General features: G+C 68.8%; 23 protein-coding genes and 1 pseudogene. 8 read left to right on the top strand and 16 right to left on the bottom strand.

What is annotated here, in order from left to right; all coding sequences use genetic code 11:
* The first annotated feature begins 24 nt into the window (after positions 1 to 24).
* On the top strand, positions 25 to 429 hold the full coding sequence (locus QM693_RS21585; RefSeq protein ID WP_005239778.1) for a DUF5319 domain-containing protein: 405 nt from the start codon (positions 25 to 27) through the stop codon (positions 427 to 429).
* Positions 430 to 514: 85 nt separating this feature from the next.
* Here QM693_RS21585 and QM693_RS21580 read toward each other — a convergent pair whose 3' ends face one another.
* The 5 genes and pseudogenes from QM693_RS21580 to QM693_RS21560 all read right to left on the bottom strand — a co-directional run.
* The gene (locus QM693_RS21580) at positions 515 to 1,534 is read right to left on the bottom strand and encodes an anti-sigma-D factor RsdA (protein WP_283333006.1); all 1,020 of its coding nucleotides are present in this window, start codon (positions 1,532 to 1,534) and stop codon (positions 515 to 517) included.
* A complete protein-coding gene (locus QM693_RS21575; RefSeq protein ID WP_005239770.1) occupies positions 1,518 to 2,096 on the bottom strand; it encodes a sigma-70 family RNA polymerase sigma factor in 579 nt (192 codons plus the stop codon). The genes QM693_RS21580 and QM693_RS21575 overlap by 17 nt, the downstream gene beginning before the upstream one ends.
* 160 nt (positions 2,097 to 2,256) lie before the next feature.
* Entirely contained in the window at positions 2,257 to 3,090 is an 834-nt protein-coding gene (locus QM693_RS21570) for a hypothetical protein (protein WP_283333005.1), read from the bottom strand.
* A gap of 34 nt (positions 3,091 to 3,124) precedes the next feature.
* Positions 3,125 to 3,772 carry a transcriptional regulator gene (locus QM693_RS21565; RefSeq protein ID WP_283353430.1) on the bottom strand — a complete coding sequence of 216 codons (648 nt, stop codon included), beginning with the start codon at positions 3,770 to 3,772 and terminating at the stop codon, positions 3,125 to 3,127.
* 120 nt (positions 3,773 to 3,892) lie between these two features.
* Positions 3,893 to 4,141 (bottom strand): annotated as a pseudogene (locus QM693_RS21560) (MerR family transcriptional regulator); the annotation flags it as partial.
* A 247-nt stretch (positions 4,142 to 4,388) separates the two neighbouring features.
* Here QM693_RS21560 and QM693_RS21555 point away from each other — a divergent pair.
* The 3 genes from QM693_RS21555 to QM693_RS21545 all read left to right on the top strand — a co-directional run bounded on the left by QM693_RS21555 (position 4,389) and on the right by QM693_RS21545 (position 6,202).
* Complete coding sequence (locus QM693_RS21555; protein WP_005239766.1) at positions 4,389 to 4,682, top strand: WhiB family transcriptional regulator; 294 nt, start codon at positions 4,389 to 4,391, stop codon at positions 4,680 to 4,682.
* 172 nt (positions 4,683 to 4,854) lie between these two features.
* Positions 4,855 to 5,481, top strand: a complete 627-nt coding sequence (locus QM693_RS21550) for a sigma-70 family RNA polymerase sigma factor (protein ID WP_283333004.1) — start codon at positions 4,855 to 4,857, stop codon at positions 5,479 to 5,481.
* 1 nt (position 5,482) lies between these two features.
* Entirely contained in the window at positions 5,483 to 6,202 is a 720-nt protein-coding gene (locus tag QM693_RS21545) for an anti-sigma factor (protein ID WP_283333003.1), read from the top strand.
* A 96-nt stretch (positions 6,203 to 6,298) separates the two neighbouring features.
* Here the strand turns inward: QM693_RS21545 and groL are convergent, their stop codons facing one another.
* Positions 6,299 to 7,912, bottom strand: a complete 1,614-nt coding sequence (groL, locus tag QM693_RS21540) for a chaperonin GroEL (RefSeq protein ID WP_105412619.1) — start codon at positions 7,910 to 7,912, stop codon at positions 6,299 to 6,301.
* Positions 7,913 to 8,004: 92 nt separating this feature from the next.
* Positions 8,005 to 8,304 carry a co-chaperone GroES gene (gene groES, locus QM693_RS21535; RefSeq protein ID WP_003940763.1) on the bottom strand — a complete coding sequence of 100 codons (300 nt, stop codon included), beginning with the start codon at positions 8,302 to 8,304 and terminating at the stop codon, positions 8,005 to 8,007.
* A gap of 229 nt (positions 8,305 to 8,533) precedes the next feature.
* Between groES and QM693_RS21530 the strand changes: the two genes are divergently transcribed.
* Positions 8,534 to 10,252 (top strand): TIGR03767 family metallophosphoesterase, encoded by a 1,719-nt coding sequence (locus tag QM693_RS21530; protein ID WP_283353392.1) that lies wholly within the window; start codon positions 8,534 to 8,536, stop codon positions 10,250 to 10,252.
* Here the strand turns inward: QM693_RS21530 and QM693_RS21525 are convergent.
* A complete protein-coding gene (locus tag QM693_RS21525; protein ID WP_283353391.1) occupies positions 10,249 to 10,785 on the bottom strand; it encodes a potassium channel family protein in 537 nt (178 codons plus the stop codon). The genes QM693_RS21530 and QM693_RS21525 overlap by 4 nt on opposite strands.
* Positions 10,786 to 10,990: 205 nt before the next feature.
* On the opposite strand from QM693_RS21525, the gene QM693_RS21520 reads away from it, so the two are divergent.
* Positions 10,991 to 12,595, top strand: coding sequence for a DUF7159 family protein (locus QM693_RS21520; protein ID WP_283353390.1), 1,605 nt, complete (start codon positions 10,991 to 10,993; stop codon positions 12,593 to 12,595).
* On the opposite strand, the gene tsaD is transcribed toward QM693_RS21520, so the two are convergent.
* Genes tsaD through QM693_RS21485 form a run of 7 tightly spaced genes read right to left on the bottom strand, consistent with a single transcriptional unit; the run spans position 12,588 to position 19,055 of the window.
* Positions 12,588 to 13,625, bottom strand: coding sequence for a tRNA (adenosine(37)-N6)-threonylcarbamoyltransferase complex transferase subunit TsaD (gene tsaD / locus QM693_RS21515; RefSeq protein WP_009479398.1), 1,038 nt, complete (start codon positions 13,623 to 13,625; stop codon positions 12,588 to 12,590). The two genes, QM693_RS21520 and tsaD, sit on opposite strands and share 8 nt — an antisense overlap.
* Positions 13,622 to 14,101, bottom strand: a complete 480-nt coding sequence (gene rimI / locus QM693_RS21510; RefSeq protein WP_283353389.1) for a ribosomal protein S18-alanine N-acetyltransferase — start codon at positions 14,099 to 14,101, stop codon at positions 13,622 to 13,624. The genes tsaD and rimI overlap by 4 nt, the downstream gene beginning before the upstream one ends.
* Entirely contained in the window at positions 14,098 to 14,757 is a 660-nt protein-coding gene (tsaB, locus tag QM693_RS21505; RefSeq protein ID WP_280782659.1) for a tRNA (adenosine(37)-N6)-threonylcarbamoyltransferase complex dimerization subunit type 1 TsaB, read from the bottom strand. The genes rimI and tsaB overlap by 4 nt, the downstream gene beginning before the upstream one ends.
* Positions 14,758 to 14,807: 50 nt before the next feature.
* Positions 14,808 to 15,296, bottom strand: coding sequence for a tRNA (adenosine(37)-N6)-threonylcarbamoyltransferase complex ATPase subunit type 1 TsaE (gene tsaE / locus QM693_RS21500; protein WP_283332997.1), 489 nt, complete (start codon positions 15,294 to 15,296; stop codon positions 14,808 to 14,810).
* Positions 15,286 to 16,350 (bottom strand): alpha/beta fold hydrolase, encoded by a 1,065-nt coding sequence (locus QM693_RS21495; protein WP_283332996.1) that lies wholly within the window; start codon positions 16,348 to 16,350, stop codon positions 15,286 to 15,288. The genes tsaE and QM693_RS21495 overlap by 11 nt, the downstream gene beginning before the upstream one ends.
* 3 nt (positions 16,351 to 16,353) lie before the next feature.
* Entirely contained in the window at positions 16,354 to 17,556 is a 1,203-nt protein-coding gene (alr, locus tag QM693_RS21490; protein WP_283332995.1) for an alanine racemase, read from the bottom strand.
* A 17-nt stretch (positions 17,557 to 17,573) separates the two neighbouring features.
* A complete protein-coding gene (locus QM693_RS21485; protein ID WP_283353388.1) occupies positions 17,574 to 19,055 on the bottom strand; it encodes an NAD(P)H-hydrate dehydratase in 1,482 nt (493 codons plus the stop codon).
* Between the two features lie 52 nt (positions 19,056 to 19,107).
* Here QM693_RS21485 and QM693_RS21480 point away from each other — a divergent pair, with 52 nt between their 5' ends.
* Positions 19,108 to 19,482: a cupredoxin domain-containing protein gene (locus QM693_RS21480; RefSeq protein ID WP_280782654.1), complete on the top strand. Its 375-nt coding sequence runs from the start codon at positions 19,108 to 19,110 to the stop codon at positions 19,480 to 19,482.
* Between the two features lie 36 nt (positions 19,483 to 19,518).
* On the opposite strand, the gene glmS is transcribed toward QM693_RS21480, so the two are convergent.
* Positions 19,519 to 21,381, bottom strand: coding sequence for a glutamine--fructose-6-phosphate transaminase (isomerizing) (glmS, locus tag QM693_RS21475; RefSeq protein WP_105412631.1), 1,863 nt, complete (start codon positions 21,379 to 21,381; stop codon positions 19,519 to 19,521).
* Between the two features lie 97 nt (positions 21,382 to 21,478).
* On the opposite strand from glmS, the gene QM693_RS21470 reads away from it, so the two are divergent.
* Positions 21,479 to 22,315 (top strand): dienelactone hydrolase family protein, encoded by an 837-nt coding sequence (locus QM693_RS21470; RefSeq protein ID WP_037245016.1) that lies wholly within the window; start codon positions 21,479 to 21,481, stop codon positions 22,313 to 22,315.
* Positions 22,316 to 22,321: the final 6 nt, after the last annotated feature.

The following is a 22,321-nucleotide window of genomic DNA, read 5'->3' as shown; positions in this document are numbered from 1 at the left end:
GGCTGACCTGCGTACCGTGGTGCTGTGCGCGATCAACTGCCTCCAGGTCTGCCCCCGGACCCCTTCGCCGGCGACCCCGCCGACCCGTCCGCAGCTCTCGACGCGATCGAACCGGGCCAACCACTCGACCCCCACGAGCGTCTCGCCGTGGAGGAAGATCTGGCCGACCTCGCCGTGTACGAGGCGCTGCTGGCACATCGCGGGATCCGCGGTCTCGTCGTCTGCTGCGAAGACTGCCAGCAAGATCACTACCACGATTGGGACATGCTTCGTGCCAACCTCCTCCAGCTTCTGGTCGACGGCACCGTGCGCCCGCACGAGCCCGCCTACGACCCGACACCCGAGGCATACGTCACCTGGGACTACTGCCGCGGCTACGCGGACGCCTCGATGAACGACGCTCTGCACGGAGACGGTTTCGACGCCTGATCCGGCACAACCCGATACAGACCACTGTGGCCCGACACGCGAAGTGTCGGGCCACAGTGGTCTGTGCGGGAGGGCCGCCGAACCGCTAGCTGGTGGGCGGTAGCACCGGGACCGGGGTCGTGGTGGTGGGCAGCGGCACCGTCGAGGGCTCCTGCGGCGGCTGCTGGGTGGACGGCTCCGTCGCCGGAGTGTCCGAGGGCAGCGTCGGAACCAACATGATCGTGGGATCCGGGCTCATGGGCGGCACCGTTTCGGGCGGAGGCGGCGGCAGCGTGGGCAGCTGTGGCAGCGGGATGGGCGGCAGTCCCGGAATCTGCAGATCCGTCGGCAGGGTTCCCGGCAACTGCTCGATTCCCGGCAGTGTCGTCGAACCGGGTGTGCCCGGCACGGTGGCCGGCAACTCGGTGGCCTGCGTCGGCGCATCCGTCGTGGTGGTACCGGGCGTCGTCGTCGCAGGCGGCGTGGTGGGAGCGATCTTCTCGACCTCCGCGGCGAGCTTCGCCCGCCACACGTCGAGTTCGTTGCGCATGTCGGCGTCGCGTACCCCGCCGGAACGGTCGGCGGCGCCCTCGAGCAGGTTCTTCGCCGCCTCCGCGTCGCCCGAGGCGATCAGCCGCTCGGCCTCCTGCAGCTGCGACGTGGTGTCGATCTGTGCGACGGTCGAATCGGCCTGCTGGCTGAACACGACCGACTTGACGCTCCACAGCGGATCGCCGGGTGCGGCGTTGTACGAGAAGATGGTCGCGCCACCCATGACGACCGCGATCGCGGCGGCAGCGCCTGCGATGGGTCGCAACAAGCGGAGCTTGCTGCGGGCAGCGCTGCGTGCGGAACGGGCGTCCGAGGCGTCGATCGCCGCGATCACGTCGTCCAGCAGCGGCCCGGTCGGCATCGGCGTCGCCACGATGTCGGCGCGCCAATTGGTCAGCAGAAGCGCGAGCTCGTACTGCTCCGGCGAATCCGTTGCGACGGGACCGCCGCCGGCGATCGCGTCGATCAAAGCGTCGTCGCGGCGCACTGCCGCGACGTCCACCGGTGCGTCGTCTCCTGGGAGATCGGCATCGGGATTGCCGTTGCGCTTGATGCCCCTAGCCAAACCTCTCACCTGCCCTCGTCACTTCTTTTTTCAGTTTCGCGATGGCTCGGTGTTGAGCCACGCGGACAGCTCCCGCAGTACTACCCACGGCCGCGGCCGTCTCCTCGGCTGACATACCGACCACGAGGCGGAGGATCAAGATCTCCCGGTGCTTCTCCGGCAGCGTGCTCAGCAGTTCGTTCATCTGCCTGCTTGCTTCCGAGTCCAGCGCCCTCTGTTCGGGTCCGTCATCGTTGGCTACGACATCCGGTACTTCGGCGACGGGCTCCGACTTGTTACGGGCGGAGTTCCGATGCGCGTCGGCGACCTTGTGCGCGGCGATCCCGTAGACGAATGCCATGAACGGCCGGCCTTGATCCTCGTAACGAGGCAAGGCCGTCATCACGGCGAGGCACACTTCTTGTGCCACGTCGTCCGCGGAGAGTTGTCCCCTCTCCGCAGCACCGACCCTGGCTCTGCAGTAACGCACAACCAAGGGCCGAATGTTTTCCAGGACCAGAGCTAAAGCGGCCCGGTCACCCTGCGTTGCAGCGGCGACTGCGGAGTCCAACTCCTCGCTCGTATTAGTCATCGTTGCTGAATATCCTGGCGTTACAGTGGCACCTCCCCCGATGGGTGTGCTCCCGCTCTCAGCGGAACACTCCAAGAGTAACGGTGCGGACCGAACGGTATTCGCCCGGATTCGCAGCGATTCGCGCGCAACCGGGCCGCACGGGGCTCGACCAGCGGAGTCAGATTCGGAAGCGCCCACCTCGCGCCCTGATGACGGCTTCGCACTCCGTACGCACGGCCTCCGCAGGTGAGTCGGATGTCACACCACTCAGCAACATCGCAGCTGCCCACTTCAGAGGTATCAAGCCGTACCGATCGCACCGGTCGAGCACATCCGCGGCAAGCCGCGCCGCCGGACCCGAATCGGGCTCCCCCGTCATGGACGCGCTCCGCAGCAGATCCGATTTGACGCGGTGTCGCGCAGATCCGGCGGCCTCCGAAATTTCCGCAGCGGTCTCGGCGTGGCGGCGCGCCGAGGCGAAGTCTCCGCCCGCGAGAAACAACTCCGCACTCACCCAGTGCCTGCGGACGCGCTGGCGCCACAGCTCGTCGGGAGCACGCTCGTCCAGATGCTCGGAGCACCTGCCGAGAAGCCGCCGGCCCAGTGCCAGCCGGCCGCACCCCAGCGCGTCGGCGGCCAGCCCCGTCAGCGCGTCGCACCGCGCTTCGCGAACCAGGACGCCGTCCTCGTCGCCCGGACGCGTCCCGACGGCGGCGAGAGCCCGGCCGTCGAACCCGGACGCCACACCGTGCCAGCCGAGCTGCCTCAGCAACGACGCCTGCGTGCTCCAGGCGAGCGAGACGACCGCAGGCTCGGCCACCCCGCCCCGCGTCAGTGCGTCCAGCTCTGCGCGGGATCGGGCGTAGTGCCCCCGGGCACCCCACGCCACCGCTCGCATCCAGCGCTCGACGGGAACGTCGGACGCCGGCAGCGGGCACGCGCCCGGGTCGGCGCCGAAAGCCGCGCGGATCAACGAATTCGTGGCGTCGGAACGGAGACTGGAGTCGGGCACGCCGAGATCATCGCATCGTCCGGCCGCCCCGCGGTCAGGTGACCGCGGTGACGGCGTCCACGGCCTCGTCCAGCGTGCCCAGCACCGCGATCGATCGGGGCAGCGACTGCGTCCGGCATCCAGGGCCGCCCGCGAGCATCGTCAACCCGGTGCGCCTGCGGCGGATCGCCCGCAGGAGAGGCGGGAGGTCGCATCCGGCGGCGGGAAACCACAGGACGATCGCGTCCGGCTCGGCGTTGGTCACGGCAGCGAGAAGCGCCGACCGGCACAGGGGCAGCGCGATCCGCGTGTCCACCGCGGCCGTGGCCAGGGCGGCGCCCAGGGCCCGGAATTCGAGGCTGTACGGGTCAGCGGGAACTGAGTCCGATAGATCCGCCGGCACGTGCACGAGCAGGACACGGCCACCACCGCCGATCGGCGCGTCCAGCGTCATCGTGGACAGGATTCCTGCGACGCACTCGGCGAATACGCGGACACTCGCAGCCGCAGCCTCCGAATTCCTGCCCTCGTCCGCCCATTCGAGCACCGGAACGACCAGGGTCGTCCACATGGAGCTGAATCCCCGCTCCGCGACGGCCCGCACGACGATCCGCCGGATTGTCACGACGTCTCGCGCCAGCAACGCACCCGATAAATTCCGGACGGACGCCTCGGCGCCGCCGAGGCCGGAAAAGGATGACAAAAGGTTCGACGGGTCTGTTTCCGTCCCGTTCACCGAGTTGTCACCCAGATTTTTCACACCCGGTCGGTGGTCGCTTTCTGACGAATATGTAGCCATTGCGTTAATCGCATATCTCGCGGCCTCCGCGGAGTTTGCACCACCGTCCAGAGCGTGTTGCATGCATTCGAGCCGGGCGACGTCGCGCGGCGTGTATCGCCGGTGACTTCCCTGCGCGTGCACGGAGGGTCCGATGCCGTATCTGCGGTCCCAGGTGCGGAGCGTCGACGGAGCGACCCCGAGCTTTCTGGCCAGGGCGGATACCGAGATCGTCGGTCCCTCGTCCGGGGGTCCGGAAGGGGGCTGGGTGTGAGGCTCCGCGGGCTGGGGCACCCGCACATCGTCGCCCGTGACCGGGGGTCTTTCAACCCGAAACGGAATCACGGAACCGCGGGAAAGTAAATATTTTCCAGGTTAACTTTCAGCTCGTGGGATATGTAAATCGCCACTGTGAACAACTATTGACGCGATTTCACAACCGACTCTACGGTTAGCGACGTGAATGATTAGTGGCTTGAACGTACCTACGAGCCCACGGTCCGCTCGTCGCCCGAGGCGAGCTTGCAGCTAAGGAGTCCACATGCCTGCACCCAACCACCTGCCCGGCCCGAACGCCGATATCTGGGATTGGCAGATGCACGGACTGTGCCGCGGGGTCGACTCCTCGATGTTCTTCCATCCCGACGGAGAGCGTGGCCGGGCGCGCGCGCAGCGGGAGACCCGCGCGAAGGAGATGTGCAGACGCTGCCCGGTCCTCGCCCAGTGCCGCAATCACGCGCTGAGCGTGTCCGAGCCGTACGGGATCTGGGGCGGAATGTCCGAAACGGAACGCGAGATGCACGCCCGGCACAGACGCGGCCGGATAGCCGTCTGACCGCTTCACCACACTCACCGGGGAACCCTCGTCGCCGCGCGGGGGTTCCCCGCGTCACATCGACACCCTCGACACCCATCCACCGCGACGCGGTCTCCGAATGCCTACCGGCTGGAGGAGATGAGTGGATGTGCACGCTACCGTGGTTCTCGATGAAGCGAGACGACCTCCGGTGACGAACCCCGAGGGCAACACTCCAGCGGCCGACGTGTGCTCGGCGGACGCAGCCGGGGCACACCGGGCCCGAACCACCGAATCCACCGAGCTCCACGACACCATGGCCCGCGTCGCGAACGGGGACGCCGACGCGTTCGCCGAACTCTACGACCGGACGAGCGCCCGGGTACACGGCATGGTTCTGCGGGTCCTGCGCGACCCCGGGTACGCGGAGGAGACGACACAGGAGGTCTTCCTCCAGGCGTGGCGCACCGCATCGAACTTCGATCCGGCCCGCGGCTCCGTACTGTCCTGGCTGATGACGCTCGCGCACCGCCGGGCGGTCGACCGCGTGCGGTCGGAGCAGGCGGGCACCGACCGCGAGACGCTCTACGAGACCACCAACATCGCCGGGCCGTTCGACCACGTCACCGAGGAGGTGACCCGCCGGCTCGAGCATCAATCGGTGCTCGCCTGCCTGGACTCGCTCACGGACACGCAGCGTGAGTCCGTCGCGATGGCGTACTACGACGGCCGCACCTACCGGGAGGTCGCCTCCCAGCTGGGGGTCGCCCTGTCCACGGTGAAGACGCGCATCCGTGACGGACTGACGCGTCTTCGCGGGTGCCTGGGGGGTCTGTGACATGAACGACGAACTCGTGGGCATGGCCTACCCGTACGCACTCGATGCACTGGACGACAGTGAGCGCCGCGAACTCGACACCGATCTCGCAACCACCGACGAGGACACCCGCTCCACGTTCACCGACGAGGTCCGGCGGATCCGCGAAGCGTTCGCGGTGGTGAGTGCAGTGGGAGCCGTCGACCCCCCGCCCCGGGTGCGGACGCGAGTCCTCGACGAGGTCAGGCAATCCGCGTCCGGGCCGACATCGCTCACCGAACGCCGCACCCGCCGGCGCCGCTGGCAGGTCGCCGTCGCCGCCGCCGCCGCCGTCGGGGTGCTCGCCGGCGGAACGGTGATCGTCCGGCAGCTCACGGAAGGTCCGGCGCCGACCGTGGCGGAGCAGGTTCTCGACGCCTCCGACGTGCACTCGTCGACGAGTGCGATCGCGGCCGGCGGGTCCGCGACCGCCAACTACTCGAAGTCGCAGGACGCGGTGGTGTTCGTGCTGGACGGTGTCGCCCCGCCCAGCGCCGACACCGTGTACCAGCTGTGGCTGATGCCGGCGTCCGGGGACGCGCCCGTGCCCGCGGGAACCCTCTCTCCCGGAGAGGTGCAGCCGACCACGACGATCGTCCTCGACGACGTGGGGTCGATGTCGAAGCTGGCCGTCACCGTCGAACCGCCCGGAGGATCACCCCAGCCGACGTCGGAACCGTTCGCGGTGCTGCAACTGAGCTGAGCCGGCGCCTGCCGGCAGAAGAAACCCCCGCGCGGTGATCCGCACGGGGGTTTCTTCGCTCGAACGATCGGAGCCGATCGGTCGCGACGGCAGAGCCTAGTGGCTGTGCCCGTGACCGGTCTGCTGCTCGTCCTCTTCCGCCGGCTTCTCGACCACGGCGCTCTCCGTGGTGAGGATCATCCGCGCGACCGAAGCCGCGTTGACGACCGCGGAGCGGGTGACCTTCACGGGGTCGACGACACCGTCGGCGAGCAGGTCGCCGTAGGTCAGGGTCGCGGCGTTGAAACCGTGGCCCTTGGGCTGCTCGGCAACCTTGCTGGTGACGACGGAACCGTCGAGACCGGCATTGCTGGCGATCCAGTACAGCGGCGCCTGCAGTGCTTCGCGCACGACCTTGACGCCCGTGGCCTCGTCACCGGTCAGACCGAGGTTGTCGGCCAGCTCGGTGCTCGCCTGGACGAGGGCGGAACCGCCACCGGGGACGATGCCCTCGGCGACAGCAGCCTTCGCGGCGTTGACGGCGTCCTCGACGCGGAACTTGCGCTCCTTGAGGTCCGTCTCCGTGGCCGCGCCGACCTTGATGACGGCGACGCCACCGGCCAGCTTCGCCAGACGCTCTTCGAGCTTCTCGCGATCCCAGTCGGAGTCGGTGTTCTCGATCTCGCGGCGCAGCTGCGCGACGCGACCCTTGATGTCGTCGTCGGTTCCGGCGCCGTCGACGATCGTGGTCTCGTCCTTGCTGACCACGACGCGGCGTGCGCTGCCGAGCAGGTCCAGCCCGGCGTCCTTCAGCGTGAGGCCGACGTCGGAGTTGATGACCGTGCCACCGGTGACGACGGCGAGGTCGTCGAGGAACGCCTTCCGGCGGTCACCGAAGAACGGCGCCTTGACGGCGACGGCCTTGATGGTCTTCCGGATGGAGTTGACCACGAGCGTCGAGAGCACCTCGCCCTCGACGTCCTCCGCGATGATGAGGAGGGGCTTGCCGCTCTCGGCAACCTTCTCCAGCAGCGGCAGGAAATCGGGCAGGGACGTGATCTTCTCGCGGTACAGCAGCACGAGAGCGTCCTCGTACACGGCCTTCTGTGCATCGAGGTCCGTGACGAAGTACGGCGACAGGTATCCCTTGTCGAACTGGACACCCTCGGTGATCACGAGCTCGGTCGCCAGGGTCGAGGATTCCTCGACCGTCACGACGCCGTCGGTGCCGACGCGGGTGAGCGCCTCGCCGACCATTTCGCCGATCTCCTCGTCACGCGAGGACACGGTCGCGACCTGGGCGATGGACGTCTTGCCCTCGACCGGCTTCGCGGCGGCGAGGAGTGCCTCGACGACCTTGTCGGCCGCGGCGTTGATCCCGATGCCGAGCGCCATCGGGTTCGCACCCGCGGCGATGTTCTTCAGACCGCCCCGCACGATGGCCTGAGCCAGCACGGTCGCGGTGGTGGTTCCGTCGCCTGCGACGTCGTTGGTCTTGGTGGCGACGCTCTTGACGAGCTGCGCGCCGAGGTTCTCGAACGGGTCCTCGAGCTCGATTTCCCGGGCGATGCTGACGCCGTCGTTGGTGACGGTCGGGCCGCCGAAGGCCTTCGCCAGCACTACGTGGCGGCCACGCGGACCCAAGGTCACCTTGACCGCGTCGGCAAGCTTGTCGACTCCACGCTCGAGAGACCGGCGTGCGACCTCGTTGAACTCAATCTGCTTGGACATGTGTTCTGTCTTCTCCTGGATCTCAGGGTTACGCGCGTGAACGCACTCCGCCCCGGGATCCTGTGGGGACTCCGGGGCGGATCACGTATGGCTTACTTGGAGACGACAGCCAGCACGTCGCGTGCCGACAGGATCAGGTACTCCTGGCCGGCGTACTTGATCTCGGTTCCGCCGTACTTGGAGTAGATGACCGTGTCACCCTCCTTGACGTCGACCGGGATGCGGTTGCCCTGCTCGTTGACGCGGCCTTCGCCGACTGCGACGACGGTGCCCTCCTGGGGCTTCTCCTTGGCCGTGTCGGGAATGACCAGGCCGGAGGCAGTCGTCGTCTCAGCCTCGTTGGCCTGGACGAGGATCTTGTCCTCGAGCGGCTTGATGTTGACGCTCGCCACGATGAGCCCTCCACTTTGGGGTATGCGGGTCCGGAGACTTCTCCGGACTCCTGTTTGAGTGTTCCGTTTACGGCACTTCACACAGCCCCGTCGTCGCGGGTGCCGGAGCTCGATCGGCGCCACTTGGCACTCTATACGTGAGAGTGCCAACGCTCAAGGAGAAGGGGGTGGTAAACCGCGCCGACCGAATGTCGGCCTGTCTCACGGGTCGTCACCTAAGGTTCGTCTGGTGTCTGACATCAATCGGCGAAAATTCCTGACATTTGCCGGACTCGGGGCGATCGGGACAGTGGGATTCGGAGCACGCCCGTGGGGGTTGCAGTACGCGGGCGCGGCGCCTCTTCCCACGTCCGGGGCCGGCACCACCCTCGAAGCGGTGGCCGTCCCCCTCGGCAGCTCCGGCTACCGCAGGCTCGGCGCGGGACCGGGGTGGCCGACGATCGTCCGCACCGAACTCGCCGAGGCGCGCAGCGGGCGCGAGGACCGGCGCACCGCCCTCGCCTCCCTCGTCCAGCTCACGGACGTCCACCTGGTCGACGCCCAGTCCCCGATGCGTTTCGAATACGTCCACCCCTTCACCGGTTCCGCGTTCCGCCCGCACGAGACACTCACCGCACAGGGCCTCGTCGCCCTGGTCGCACGCGTCAACGCGCTCGCGTCCGGCCCGCACACCCAGCGCCCGTTCGACGCGGTCGTGAGTACCGGCGACAACACCGACAACAAGGAGTTCGCCGAACTCGGCTGGTTCCTCACCGCACTCAACGGCGGCACCATCGTCCCCAACACGGGCGCACCCGACCGCTACGAAGGCGTGCAGAACTCGGGTGCGGAACTGTACTGGAACCCGGAGTCCTCCCTCCAGGACATGTACAAGAAGGCCGGGTTCCCCGAGATACCCGGCCTGCTCGGCGCGGCGATCGCCCCCGTCACGAGCCCCGGCCTGCGCACCCCCTGGTACTGCGTCTTCGGCAATCACGACGACTCGGTGCAGGGCACCGTCCCGAGCGGCATCCCACCGCTCGAAGCGATGTACACCGGTTCTCTGAAGTTCGAGGTCCCGGGATCGCCGGAAGAGGCGAAGGCGGTCGACATCGCGACCAGGTTCGATCCCGGCGCCATTCCCGCCGCCCTGTCCGCGATCACGACCCCAGCGCGGGTCGTCACACCCGACCCCGCACGCGCCCCGTTCACTCCCCGCCAGTTCATCGCCGCCCACCTGGACCCGGCCAACACCGGCCCCGGACCGGTCGGCCACGGTTTCGCACCGGACGCCGGCGAGACCGGGATCGGCTACTACTCGTTCGAGATCGCACCCGGCGTGGTCGGCATCAGCATGGATTCCACCAACCGGGCGGGGTTCGTCGACGGCTCGCTCGGTGCGGCGCAGTTCCGGTGGATCGAGGACACTCTGGTGGCCGGCAGCAGCCGGTACTTCGACACGGCCGGCAATCCGGTGACGCAGGCACGCAGCGACACCTGGTTCGTCCTGTTCAGCCACCACACCAGCGGCAGCATGGACAACGTCGTCCCCGACCCCTCCGCCCCGGCGGAACCCCGGATCCGGGGTTCGCGACTGGTGGATCTGCTGCACCGATTCCCGAACGTCCTCGCCTGGGTCAACGGACACACCCACGAGAACCGGATCACACCGTGGCCCGGATCGACTCCGGAACAATCGTTCTGGGAGATCAACACGGCCTCGCACATCGACTTCCCCCAGCACGGACGGATCGTCGAGGTGGTCGACAACGTCGACGGAACCGTGTCGCTGCTCACGACGCTGTTCGAGGCCGACAGCCCCTACTCCGTCGACCACACCGATCTCTCACCGCTCGGGTTGGCGTCGCTGTACCGGGAATTGTCGTTCAACGACATTCACGCCGACCCCGACCTGCTCGGCGGGACACCCGACCGGAACGTCGAACTGGTACTGGCGTCGGGTCGCTAGGTCCGGCGCCTGCGGGCCCAGTCGACGGCCGCGACGACCGCGCGGATGCCGACGCCGAGAAGGATCAGGTTTCCGATGATCTGCACACTCACGACGGCTCGCGACGGATCGGTCGTCGCGGCGATGTCGCCGAACCCGACGGTCGAGAAGACGGTGAGCGAGAAGTACAACGCACCCATGCGTGTGAGGGGTTCGGAGAAGTAACCCGGATCGCTTTCGGACATCAGGCAATATCCTGCCGAGAATCCGAGCAGGTACAGCGGCAGGATCAGGGCCAGTGCCTCGATCGCCTGGAGCGCCGGTACGTCGGACCGGACGATCCGGCGGATCTGCCAGACCGCGACCGCCGCGACCGCGAGCAAACCGCCGGCCAGGAAGAACACACCCGACATGTCCCCGAACGAGGTCCACGGCAGGGCGAAGTAGACCACGAGGCACAGGACGACAGTGACCAATGGGCGCAGAAGTGCACGCAGCAGAAGCCGTCGGCGCTCGCGTCTCGTGAGGTTGCGAAAATCGCTGGCGCGTCGCATGAGATTCCTTTGGACAACTGTGCAGGTGAGACCGGATATCGAGCGCCATCCTCGTCTTCTGCGGCCGAAAGTCGGGAGCGAAATCCGTTTGTTTTCTGTAACGTTCAGATAACAGTCGCCGATTCAACGGGCAGGGATTCCCCGCTGAACAGGGCGTTCCGACAGAGATGGCAGGTCACGCGTCGAAAACGTGAGGGGGTGTGTGATGGGGATGTCCTTGGGGATGTCCACCGGTGCGTCCGGTGTGGGTTCCGCCCTCGTCACCACGGCCTCGAACGGTTCGCAGAACGTCGAGTTCCGTTACCTGTCCGCCGATCAGGCGCACACCGACCTCGGTGACCTGGTCCGCTCGTCGATCTCGCTGATGACCACCCAGGTCCCTGCCGACCCCACCACTCCCGACGCGTTCGCCGTCGCGTACCGCACGGCGGAACAGGCGCATTCGATCCGCAGCGCCGTCAGCAGGCAGCGGCACCGCGTGCATCTCGTGCCCGAGACCGCCGCCACGCTCACCTACCTGCGGCACACCGGCGAGGTCGCCCAGCATGCCACGGTCGCGATCGTCGACTTCGGCGAGTCCGGACTGTCCGTCGCCGTCGTCGATCAGGTCGACGGCACCGTTCTGCACACCGACCGCACGAGCCGCGTGAGCGGCACCGGAATCGACGACCTCGTCTTCCACCACGTCGTCGGCAGCCTCTCGACCCCGCATCCCCTGCGGCACCTGGACCGCGACCTGCTCTCGGCGCGGTGCCGCGTCGCCAAAGAGCAGTTGTCCTCGGAGCCGAACGCACACGTCGACATCGACCTGCAGGGCATCCGCCCGATCGAGATCAGCCGCACCAGGTTCGACGAGATCGCCGCACCCACTGTCCGGGTCGCGGTGGAGTTCATCCGCGCCACCGTCGCCGACTCCCCACGTCAACCGGACGCCTTTGCCCTCGTCGGTGGTGGCGCGAACATTCCCGCGATCACTTCCGCCGTCGCCGACGCGTTCGCCGCACGGGTTGTCGTGATGCCCGAACCCGACACGGCGACCGCGAAAGGTGCGGCGTTGCTCGCCGTCTCCTCGGCCATCCGCGACTACCCGGCCACCGAGTCGAACCGCCCCGGTTCGGCTGCCAAGGTGTCGGGGGCACTCGTCGGCGCCCTCGTGGTCGGAGGTCTCGTTCTCGGTTACGGCGTCAAGGAACTCGCGCCCGCGCCGGATCCCAATGTCTCCCCCGCGGGGACCGACATGTTCCAGACCACCGAGCAGGTCACGACAACGACAACGGACGAACCTCCCGCCACGCGGATTCCGTCGTACGATCCGACGCCGACGTCGGAGTTCTACCCGAATCAGGTTGCGCCGCCCACGTCCGAACCGCAAACGGACCGGACCTCCGAGCAGACGCCCGATTCGACGAGCGAGACCACGACACCGCGCACCACCACCCCGGTGCCGACACCCACGGCGCCGCCGCGTCCGACGCTGCCGGGAACGAACCCGCCGCAGCCCTCGTGGCCGCACATCGAATGGCCCGCGATTCAGCCGCTGTGGCCGCAGGTTCCGGGGGAATCCACGCCGAACGAACCGAGCCCCGTCGCGCCCGCACCCGACGTTCCCGAGGTGGCACCGCCGCCTGCGGAGACGCCCGCCGCTCCCGCGGAACCCAGTACACCCGCGACACCCGAGGGACTCTTCCCGATGGTGCCGGCGCCGGGCACGGTCGCTCCGAGTCCCGATGCGTCGCAACCGAGTGGTGCTCAGCCCGGTGAGGCGCTCACTCCCCCGGCCACGCAGACCGTCACGATTCCGGTCAGCTGAACACCTGACTGGTCGCCACCGACAGTCCGGGGTCGCTGGCCACGGTCAGCAGGGACGGCGCGGCGCCGCCGGCGATCAGATGCGCGCCGAGCGAGGCGATCATCACTCCGTTGTCGGTGCACAGGCGCGGTTTCGGTACCCGCAGGGTCAGTCCGGCGTCGGCGCAACGTTCCTCGGCGAGTGCGCGGATGCGGGAGTTGGCCGTGGCGCCGCCACCGAGAACCAGCGTGTCCACGCCGACGTCGCGGGCTGCCCGCACCGCTTTCATCGTCAGCACGTCCGCCACCGCCTCCTGGAAGCTCGCGGCGATATCCGGCACCGAGCACACCTCCCCTGCCCGCTCCTTGGACTCCACGTACCGTGCGACAGCCGTTTTCAGCCCGGAGAACGAGAAGTCGTGCCGGGCGTCCCGGGGCCCGGTCATACCGCGCGGGAAGGGGATGGCGTTGCGGTCGCCGTCCTGCGCCGCGGCGTCGAGAGCGGGGCCACCGGGGAATCCGAGGCCGAGGAGGCGGGCCACCTTGTCGAAGGCTTCGCCGGCGGCGTCGTCCACGGTGGTGCCGAGTTCGACGATGGGCTTCGCAAGATCCTCGACGTGCAGGAGGTGGGTGTGCCCACCGGACACGAGCAGTGCCACGCATGGCGGCATCGGTCCGTGTTCGAGGGTGTCGACCGAGACGTGACCGCCGAGGTGGTTCACCGCGTAGAACGGGACGTCCCACGCCGCCGCATAGGCTTTCGCGGCCGCGACACCGACGAGCAGGGCGCCGGCCAGACCGGGTCCGATGGTGACGGCGAGAGCGTCCGGCTTGGCGATCCCGGCAGCGGCGAGGGCCCGCCGCATCGTCGGGACGATCGCCTCGAGGTGCGCACGGGACGCGACCTCCGGCACCACCCCGCCGTACCGTGCATGCTCTTCGACGCTGGATGCGACCTCGTCCGCGAGGAGTTCGCACGTTCCGTCACCGTTCCACCGGACGATGCCGACTCCGGTCTCGTCACAAGAGCTTTCGATCCCCATGACGATCATTGCACCGGCTCCTCACCCGATCCGGGGCGACGCATCGTGAAGGCGTCCGCACCGCTCGGTTGGTAGTACTTCTTACGGGTTCCCACGATCTCGAATCCTTCACGTCGGTAGAGGGCGATCGCCGCGTCGTTGTCGGTGCGCACTTCGAGAAACACCGGGCCACCCCGGGTGTCGGCTACTCGGAGGAGCTCGTCGAGGAGAGCGCCGCCGATCCCCCGGCGCTGACACGCCGGATCCGTTCCGATCGTGTGTATCTCGGATTCGGGATGTGAACCGTCACCCAGCAGGGCGATTCCGGCGTACCCGACGACGTGGCCGGTGTCGTCCCGCGCCACGGTGTAGTGCACGTGCGGGGCGGCCAGTTCCGCCCTGAATGCGCGTGCGCTCCAGGGTCCGTCACCGGCGAAGAGGAGTGTCTCGAGCTCCGCGCACCGTTCGGCGTCGGCGGCCGCCATCGGTTCGATGCGGAAAGTCATTTCTTCCGGTCCGCCAGTTCGACCGCGTCCGGGCGCCGCAGGTAGAGCGGTACGAGCGCCGCCGGGGCCGCATCACTGAACAGGGCCTCCGCGGCCACCGCGACCAGTCCTGCGGGCGATGGTGTTTCCACGGGCTCGACAGGGAGATCGAAGAAGTCGACGTGTGACGGCGATCCCGCCACCACCTCGGACGGCATCGGCTCGAGTTCGCGCGGCTTCACCACCGCGGGACCTTCTACCCGCACCCCTGCCGAATAGCGCGCCCAGTACACCTCACGCCGCCGTGCATCCGTGACGACGAGCAGATTCCGGTCGCCGTCCACCTGCGCGGCGATGGCGTCGAGGCTGCACACGCCGTGGGCCGGAATGCCGAGGGCGTCGGCGAACGCGGCGGCCGTGGCCATCCCCACGCGCAGTCCGGTGAACGGCCCGGGTCCGGCGCCGACCACCACTGCGTCGAGGTCCGCGGCGACGTGCCCCGACTCGGTGAGGCATTCGAGGATGTGCGGGGTGAGCACTTCCGCGTGGGCGCGCGGGTTGACCGTCACGCGCACCGCGAGGGTGTGCACCGCCTCCACCGATGCGGAATCGGCCGAAACCCGGACGACTCCGGCGGTCACGGCAGGCGTGGACGTGTCGATGGCGAGAACAAGCACGGTAACTGAGGGTACTCGCACGTCAGAACCGCTCCCGACACCCGACCCCGTCAGGAAATCCACTCCCAGTGGGCAGTGCGGACGTCCGTCTCCGGTTCGCGGCGCAGGCGTACCCGCAGATGACGATCGGCCAGCTGCTCCGCGATGCCCTCGCCCCATTCGACGACGACAACCGCTGCAGTCAGGTCGGTGTCGAGGTCGAGCGCGTCGAGTTCGTCCAGCGCGTGGGGGCCGCTTCCACCCAGTCGGTACGCGTCCACGTGCACCATCCCGACCGGGGTGCCCCCGCCGGGCCGCGTGCCCGCCCGGTGCTCCCGCGCGATCACGAATGTGGGCGAAGTCACCCGCCCCTGCACGCCGAGCCCGGCTCCGATCCCCTTCGTCAGTGCGGTCTTCCCCGCACCGAGGGGTCCGTCGAGGACCACGAGATCCCCGGCGACGAGGCCCCGGGCGAGATCTCGGCCGAACTGCTCGGTGTCCTCCGCCGTCGGCAACACCACGGTCCCGCTCACGGGCAACACTCCCTCTTCAGCCGACATCGGACTGCTCACGCGACTCGTACGTCGCCAGGCCACGATGCAGGACCCGGTCGACGGCGTCCGACACCACGGACGGGAATTCGAGCTGCACCAGATGGCCGGCACCGCGCACCCGTACCAGTTCGGACTCCGGAAGGTCCGCTGCCAGTTTCCGTGAGCTGCCGAACGGGATGATCATGTCGCTGTCGCCGCACACCACGACGGACGGGGTGCGCTCGATCGCCTCGAGTGACGCGGACTCGTCGTGCAATTCGAGTGTGCGCAGAAAGTTCACGATGGTCACCACCGACGTCCGGTCCAGCATGGAGTCGGAGAACTTGTGCAGCCGCGGACTCACGTCCGTGCCGTACGACGCCGCCCGCAGAATCGGGGTGATCAGCACGCGGGCCGCGCCGCGCGCGTGCTGGACGAGTTCGGGTGAGGTCCGGACTGCCATCCGGAAGCCGTCGATGACCGGGTTCTGCAGGTTCCGCGTCAATCCGGTCTCGCTGAGACCGGCGGCGGCCGTGGCCACCAGGCCCACACCGACCACCCGCGACGCCACCAGTTCGGGCCGCTGCCCGGCGAAGGCCAGGACCGTCATTCCGCCCATCGAATGCCCCACGAGCACAACCGGTCCGGTGGGGGCCTTCGCCTCGATCACGGTCGCGAGATCGGCCCCCAGTTGAGCGATGGTGCAGGTCGCCGTGGACGGCACACCCGAATCGCCATGCCCGCGTTGGTCGTAGAACACCATCCGCACGTCGTCGCCCCACCGCTCGGCGAGCTGGCGGCGCTGGAAATGCCACGACGTCATGTCCAGGCAGTAGCCGTGCACGAACACCGCCGTCACCGGCGCGTCCTCGGGACCGACCTCGCGGACCGCGAGCGCGACGCCGTCCTCGGTGACCACGACGCTGCGCCGGTCCCGCGACATCAGCGTGAAGTCCTCGTCACCGTAGATCTCGCGGCCCGGCCGGGTCGCGCTGCGTAGCGCGTTGACACCGGCGACCGAACCGAGCGCCAGCGCGCTCAGCAGGCCGCCGACGAGCCCCAGACGCTTCGACAACCCCATGATCTAGGTGCCCGTCCCGCCGACGTAACTGCGCACCGTCCGGCCGCGTACCCCTGTCACCACCTCGTAGTGAATGGTGTCGAGTTCATCGGCCCACGCTTGCGCGTTGGGCTCGCCGAGGTCTCCGTTGCCGAAGAACACGGCGGTGTCCCCCTCCCGGACTCCGCCGCCGTCCGGTCCGAGATCGACGACCACCTGGTCCATGCAGACGCGTCCGATGCCCGGCCGTCGCTGCGCGCCCAGCTGGACCTCGAAACGGCCGCTGAGCGAGCGCGGCAGCCCGTCGGCGTAGCCGAACGGCAGCAGCGCCACCGTCGTATCCCGTGGGGCCACCCACTGGTGCCCGTAGGACACGCCTTCACCTGCCGCTACCTTCTTCACCAGAGCCACCCTCGATCGCAGTGTCATCGCCGGGCGCAAACCGAACTGACCGAGTTCGGGTACGGGCGACAACCCATATATCGCGATTCCCGGGCGAACCATGTCAAACCGCAGGTCGGGACGGGTCAGGGTGGCCGCGGAATTGGACAGGTGCACCACTTCGGGGACCAGGCCCTGCCGCTTGGCATCCGCGATCGCGCTGACCAGTCGATCGCGCTGGGAATCGATCCAGGCGTGATGCGGCTCGTCGGCGTGGGCGAGATGCGAGAAGATGCCGCGCAGCCGCACCGAGCCCTCGGCCTGTGCGCGCGCCAGATCGACGAGGACCTGCGCCAGCTCGTCGGGTGCCACCCCGTTGCGGTTCAGTCCGGTGTCGACCTTGATCGTGACGATCGCCGTGGTGCCGACGCTCCGGGCGGCAGCGACCACCGCGGCGAGGTGACGGGGCGAGGAGACGCCGAGTTCGACACCGGCCGCGATCGCGGGGGCGAAGTCGGCGTCGACGGTGTGCAGCCAGGCGAGGACGGGGGCGTCGATGCCCGCGCGGCGCAGAGTCAGCGCCTCCGACACCGTCGTCACGCCCAGTTCCGACGCTCCGGCGGCCAGCGCCGCGCGTGCCACGGGTACGGCGCCGTGGTTGTAGCCGTCCGCCTTCACGACGGCCATCATCGCCGCGTCCCGGGCGCTGTCGCGCAGGATGCGGACGTTGTGCGCAATCGCGTCCAGATCGACGACGGCCTCGGCCTGCGGTGCCGGCGCCTCCGAGGGCGCTGCGGGTTCGCGGTGTCCGTGGTCGTCGGCCGGTACTGCTTCAGCAAGCGTCATATGCTCGATCCTGCCATTCACGATGAGGCCGGCATTTCTTCGGGTGACACCCCCGCACGGAGAACTCTGATCGACTCCCGGAGGTGCGCGAGCAGCGTCCCGGCGGAGATCGGTGCTGTTCCGCGGCCTGCGGAGAGGTCCGCGCCACCGCCTCGGGCAGCCAGGTTCGCGGCCAGCGAGTGCGCTCGCGCACCCACCGCCGCGGCCCGGGCCGGGCCGATACCCGCGGCCATGAGTGAGCCGATGATCCCGGCGAGCACGTCCCCGGCCCCCGCGGTGGCGGACCACGACCCGCCCGCCTCGTTGACGTAGATCCGGCCACCGGGTTCCGCGATCACCGTGGCCCGCCCCTTGAGCAGCAGGTGAACGTTCCAGTCGGCAGCGAGAGCGCGTGCCGACGACACCCGGTCCGGACCCGGATCCGTCCCCGTCAGCCGGGCGAACTCCCCGGCGTGGGGGGTCAGTAGTGTCGCTGCGGTCCGAGACCGCACCAGGTCCGGGTCCTCGGCGAGCAGGGTCAGACCGTCCGCGTCGACCAGCACGGGCACGTCGGAGTCGAGCACCGTCCGCAGCGTGCGACGGGCGGCGTCGTCGGTTCCCATGCCCGGCCCGACCACCCACGACTGGACGCGTCCCGCCTTGGCGAGATCGGTGGTCGCGATCACCTCCGGCGAGTGCGCGAGCACTTCGTTCGTGCACGGCCCGGCGTAGCGGACGAGCCCCGACGTGGCCGTGACCGCGGCGCCCGTGCACAGCACACCGGCACCCGGGTAACCGTCGCTGCCCGCGACCACCCCCACCACGCCCTGCGAGTACTTGTCGTCGTCCGCTCCCGGCACCGGCCACGCAGCACCGACGTCGGCGGCGTCGAGGGCGGTGATCCCCGGGTCGCCGAGCGACAGTCCGATGTCCACGAGCTCGACCCGGCCGCAGTGCGCCACACCGAGCGCGTGGACCGGTTTGAGGGCGCCGAATGCGACGGTGACGGCGGCGCGCACGGCGGGGCCGTCGACCGCTCCCGTGTCCGGGTCCACACCGCTCGGCAGGTCGGCCGACACGATCGGAGCCTCGATCCGGTCGACCAGCGCGGCAGCATCGGGCCGCAGCGACCCCCTGCCGGAGATTCCGACGATCCCGTCGATCACCAGATCGGGCATGCCCAGCTCGTCGGACGGGGCGGCCACTCGGCCGCCGGCCGCAGTGAACGCCGCCAGCCCCGCCTCGTGCGCCTTCTCCGGTTTCAGCAGGACCGCGGTGGCCGCAACACCACGCCCCCGCAGCATCGACGCCGCCCACAACGCGTCCCCGCCGTTGTCGCCGGACCCCACCAGCACCGTGATCGTTCGACCCGCGACGCCCCCGGTCCGCGCTCGCAGCTCCGCCGCCACCACCGTGGCGAGCCCATGCGCTGCGCGTCGCATCAGCGCGCCGTCGGGAAGAGACGCCAGCAATGGCGCCTCCGCGGCTCGAACCTCGTCAGCGGTGTAGTAGCCCCGCATGGGAACTCCTCGTCGAGAAGGGTCGGTACCGGGCCAGACTACGCTCGACGTCATGCGTGGACGTGGAAGCTCGTGGATCGCCGGAGTGGCTCTCGCCGCAAGCATTTCGATGGCGGGCGTCGTGTCCGGATGCGGTTCGCCCGACAGCACGGCGCCCGAGGCGCCGACCGGACCCGTCGTGCAGGTCGCGAACATGGCGTATGCGCCCGCGACACTCACCGTCAAGGCGGGCGACACCGTCACCTGGAATTTCGACGACCGGGGTGTCACCCACGACGTGGTGGGTGTCGGCGCCGCGAAAAGTGTGCTGCGAAGCCGTCTGATGCAGACCGGCACGTTCACCTACACGTTCACCGAACCGGGGACCTACGAATACACGTGTTCGCTGCACCCCGAGATGACGGGCACCGTCGTCGTCACCCCGTAGGGCGCAGCCGGCCCGGCCACGCCCCTACGGTGGTTGTTATTCGACGGTGACGGACTTCGCGAGGTTACGCGGCTTGTCGACGTCGTAACCGCGCGTCTGCGCGACCTCCGCCGCGAACACCTGCAACGGCACCGTCGACAGCAGCGGCTGCAGGAGCGTCGGCGCCGCCGGGATCTCGATCAGGTGATCGGCGAACGGGCGCACGGCCTCGTCGCCCTCCTCCGCGATCACCACGGTCCGCGCACCGCGGGCCTGGATCTCCCGGATGTTGCTCAGCAGCTTCGAGTGCAGCACCGCGCGCCCCTTCGGCGACGGCATCACGATGATCACCGGCAACCCGTCCTCGATCAACGCGATCGGCCCGTGCTTGAGCTCGCCGGCCGCGAAGCCCTCGGCGTGCATGTACGCCAGCTCCTTGAGCTTGAGCGCACCCTCGAGCGCCACGGGGTAGCCCACGTGGCGGCCCAGGAACAGCACCGTCGACGACGACGCCAGCTCCCGCGCCAGCGCCCGCACCGGCTCGACCGTCTCGAGTACCCGGCTCACCAGGTCGGGCATCGCCTCGAGATCGGCGTACTCGCGTGCGACCTCGTCCGGGTACTTGGTGCCGCGGGCCTGGGCGAGGGCCAGACCGACCAGGTAGTTCGCCGTGACCTGCGCGAGGAACGCCTTGGTCGACGCGACACCGATCTCCGGACCTGCCCGGGTGTAAAGGACGGCGTCCGCCTCTCGCGGAATCTGGGCGCCGTTCGTGTTGCACACCGCCAGCACCCGCGCCTTCTGGTCCTTGGCGTGGCGCACGGCCTCGAGGGTGTCGGCCGTCTCACCGGACTGCGAGATGGCCACGACCAGCGTCGACCGGTCCAGGACCGGGTCGCGGTAGCGGAACTCGCTGGCGAGCTCGACCTCGACGGGCAGCCGAGTCCAGTGCTCGATCGCGTACTTCGCGAGCAGCCCCGAGTGGTAGGCGCTGCCGCAGGCGACGACGAAGACCTTGTCGACGTCGCGCAGTTCCTGATCCGACAGTCGCTGCTCGTCGAGAACGATCTTCCCGTCCTGGAAATGCCCCAGGAGAGTGTCCGCGACCGCGGCCGGCTGCTCCTCGATCTCCTTGAGCATGAAGTAGTCGTGGCCGCCCTTCTCGGCGGCGGCGAGGTCCCAGTCGATGCGGAACGGACGGCCCTGCGCCTCGGATCCGTCGAAGTTCAGAATCGAGTACCCGTCCGCGGTGATCACCACCACCTGGTCCTGCCCCAGCTCGACCGCATCACGGGTGTGCTCGATGAACGCCGCGACATCGGATCCGAGGAACGTCTCTCCCTCGCCGACACCGATGACGAGGGGCGTCGAGCGACGCGCCGCGACGATGGTGTCCGGGTGGTCCGAATGCGTGAAGACGAGCGTGAACGCGCCCTCGAGCCTGCGCAGCACGCTCAGCGCACTCGCGACGAAGTCACCGGCCGTCTCGCCCGAGGCGTAGGCCCGCGCGACGAGGTGCACCGCGACCTCGGTGTCGGTGTCGCTGGCGAAGTCGACTCCGTCGTGCTCGAGTTCGGCCCGCAGCGGGGCGAAGTTCTCGATGATGCCGTTGTGCACGACGGCAACCGTGTTACCCGCATCACGGTGCGGGTGCGCGTTGCGGTCGGTCGGCCTGCCGTGCGTGGCCCACCGCGTGTGACCGATCCCGGTGCTCCCGGTGAAGTGCTCGGCCCCGACCTCGTCGAGTTCGGCCTCGAGATTCGCGAGACGACCCGCCTTCCGCTCGACCGCCATGCCGCCGTGGCCGTCGAGCACGGCGATACCGGCGGAGTCGTATCCGCGGTATTCCATTCGCCGCAAGGCCTCCACCACAACAGTCAGAGCCTGCCGGTGGCCGACGTATCCCACGATTCCGCACATGGTTCATCAGGGTACTTGGACCGGGCGACGCGGCGAAGTCGGAGTGTGGGCCGCATCGGCTCTCTCGCCGGCCCGCGAATCGGATAACGTTCTCCCCGTGGCGCCGAAACCGAAGACCCTGGCCCGTGAACTGTCCAAGCGAGGACCGCACCGCGTGCTGCGGGGTGACCTCGCACTCGCCGGACAGCCGGGCGTCGTATACACGCCCGAATCAGGCTTCAACCTGCCCGCCGTCGCGTTCGCGCACAGTTGGATGGCAGGTGCCGACCACTACCGGAAGACGCTCGAGCATCTGGCGTCGTGGGGAATCGTCGTGGCCGCTCCCAACAGCGAGCGCGGACCCGTGCCTTCCCACCTGGGCCTCGCCACCGACCTGCGGGCCACCCTCGACATCTGTGTGGGTGTGCGTCTCGGTCCCGGCCAGATCAGCGTGCAGCCCGATCGCGTCGCGTTCGCAGGACACGGGATGGGTGCGGGTGTGGCGGTGCTCGCCGCCGCGCAACGGGACGTATCGGCGGTCGCCGCCTTGTTCCCGGCACCGACCGCGCCGAAGGCCGAGAAGTATGCGTCCAAGATCACAGCGCCGGGGCTCGTCGTCGCCGGTGCCGACATCGACACCATGAACAGCAACGCCAAGGCGCTGGCCGAGGCGTGGGGCGGGGAACACGTCCTGCGCGCCGTCAACGGCGCCAAGGAGTCCGGGCTCACCGAGGGACGCCGCCTCCTGGGTGCACTCGGCATCGGCGGTTCCGAGCGGAAGACCCAGCAGATCACACGCGCGCTGCTCACCGGCTTCCTGCTCTATCACCTCACCGAGGACAAGAAGTACGAGGTGTTCGCGAAGGCGGACGCCGAACTTCCCCACACCACGCTCGTCGATCCGCATGAGGAGCACACCGACGCCGGCTTCGAGGGTGTGCTCCCGCACATCTGAGTTCTC

It is taken from the genome of Rhodococcus sp. IEGM 1305 (assembly GCF_030058635.1).
Classification (GTDB): Bacteria; Actinomycetota; Actinomycetes; order Mycobacteriales; family Mycobacteriaceae; genus Rhodococcus_F; species Rhodococcus_F opacus_D.
This window is presented reverse-complemented; position numbering and strand designations above follow the sequence as displayed.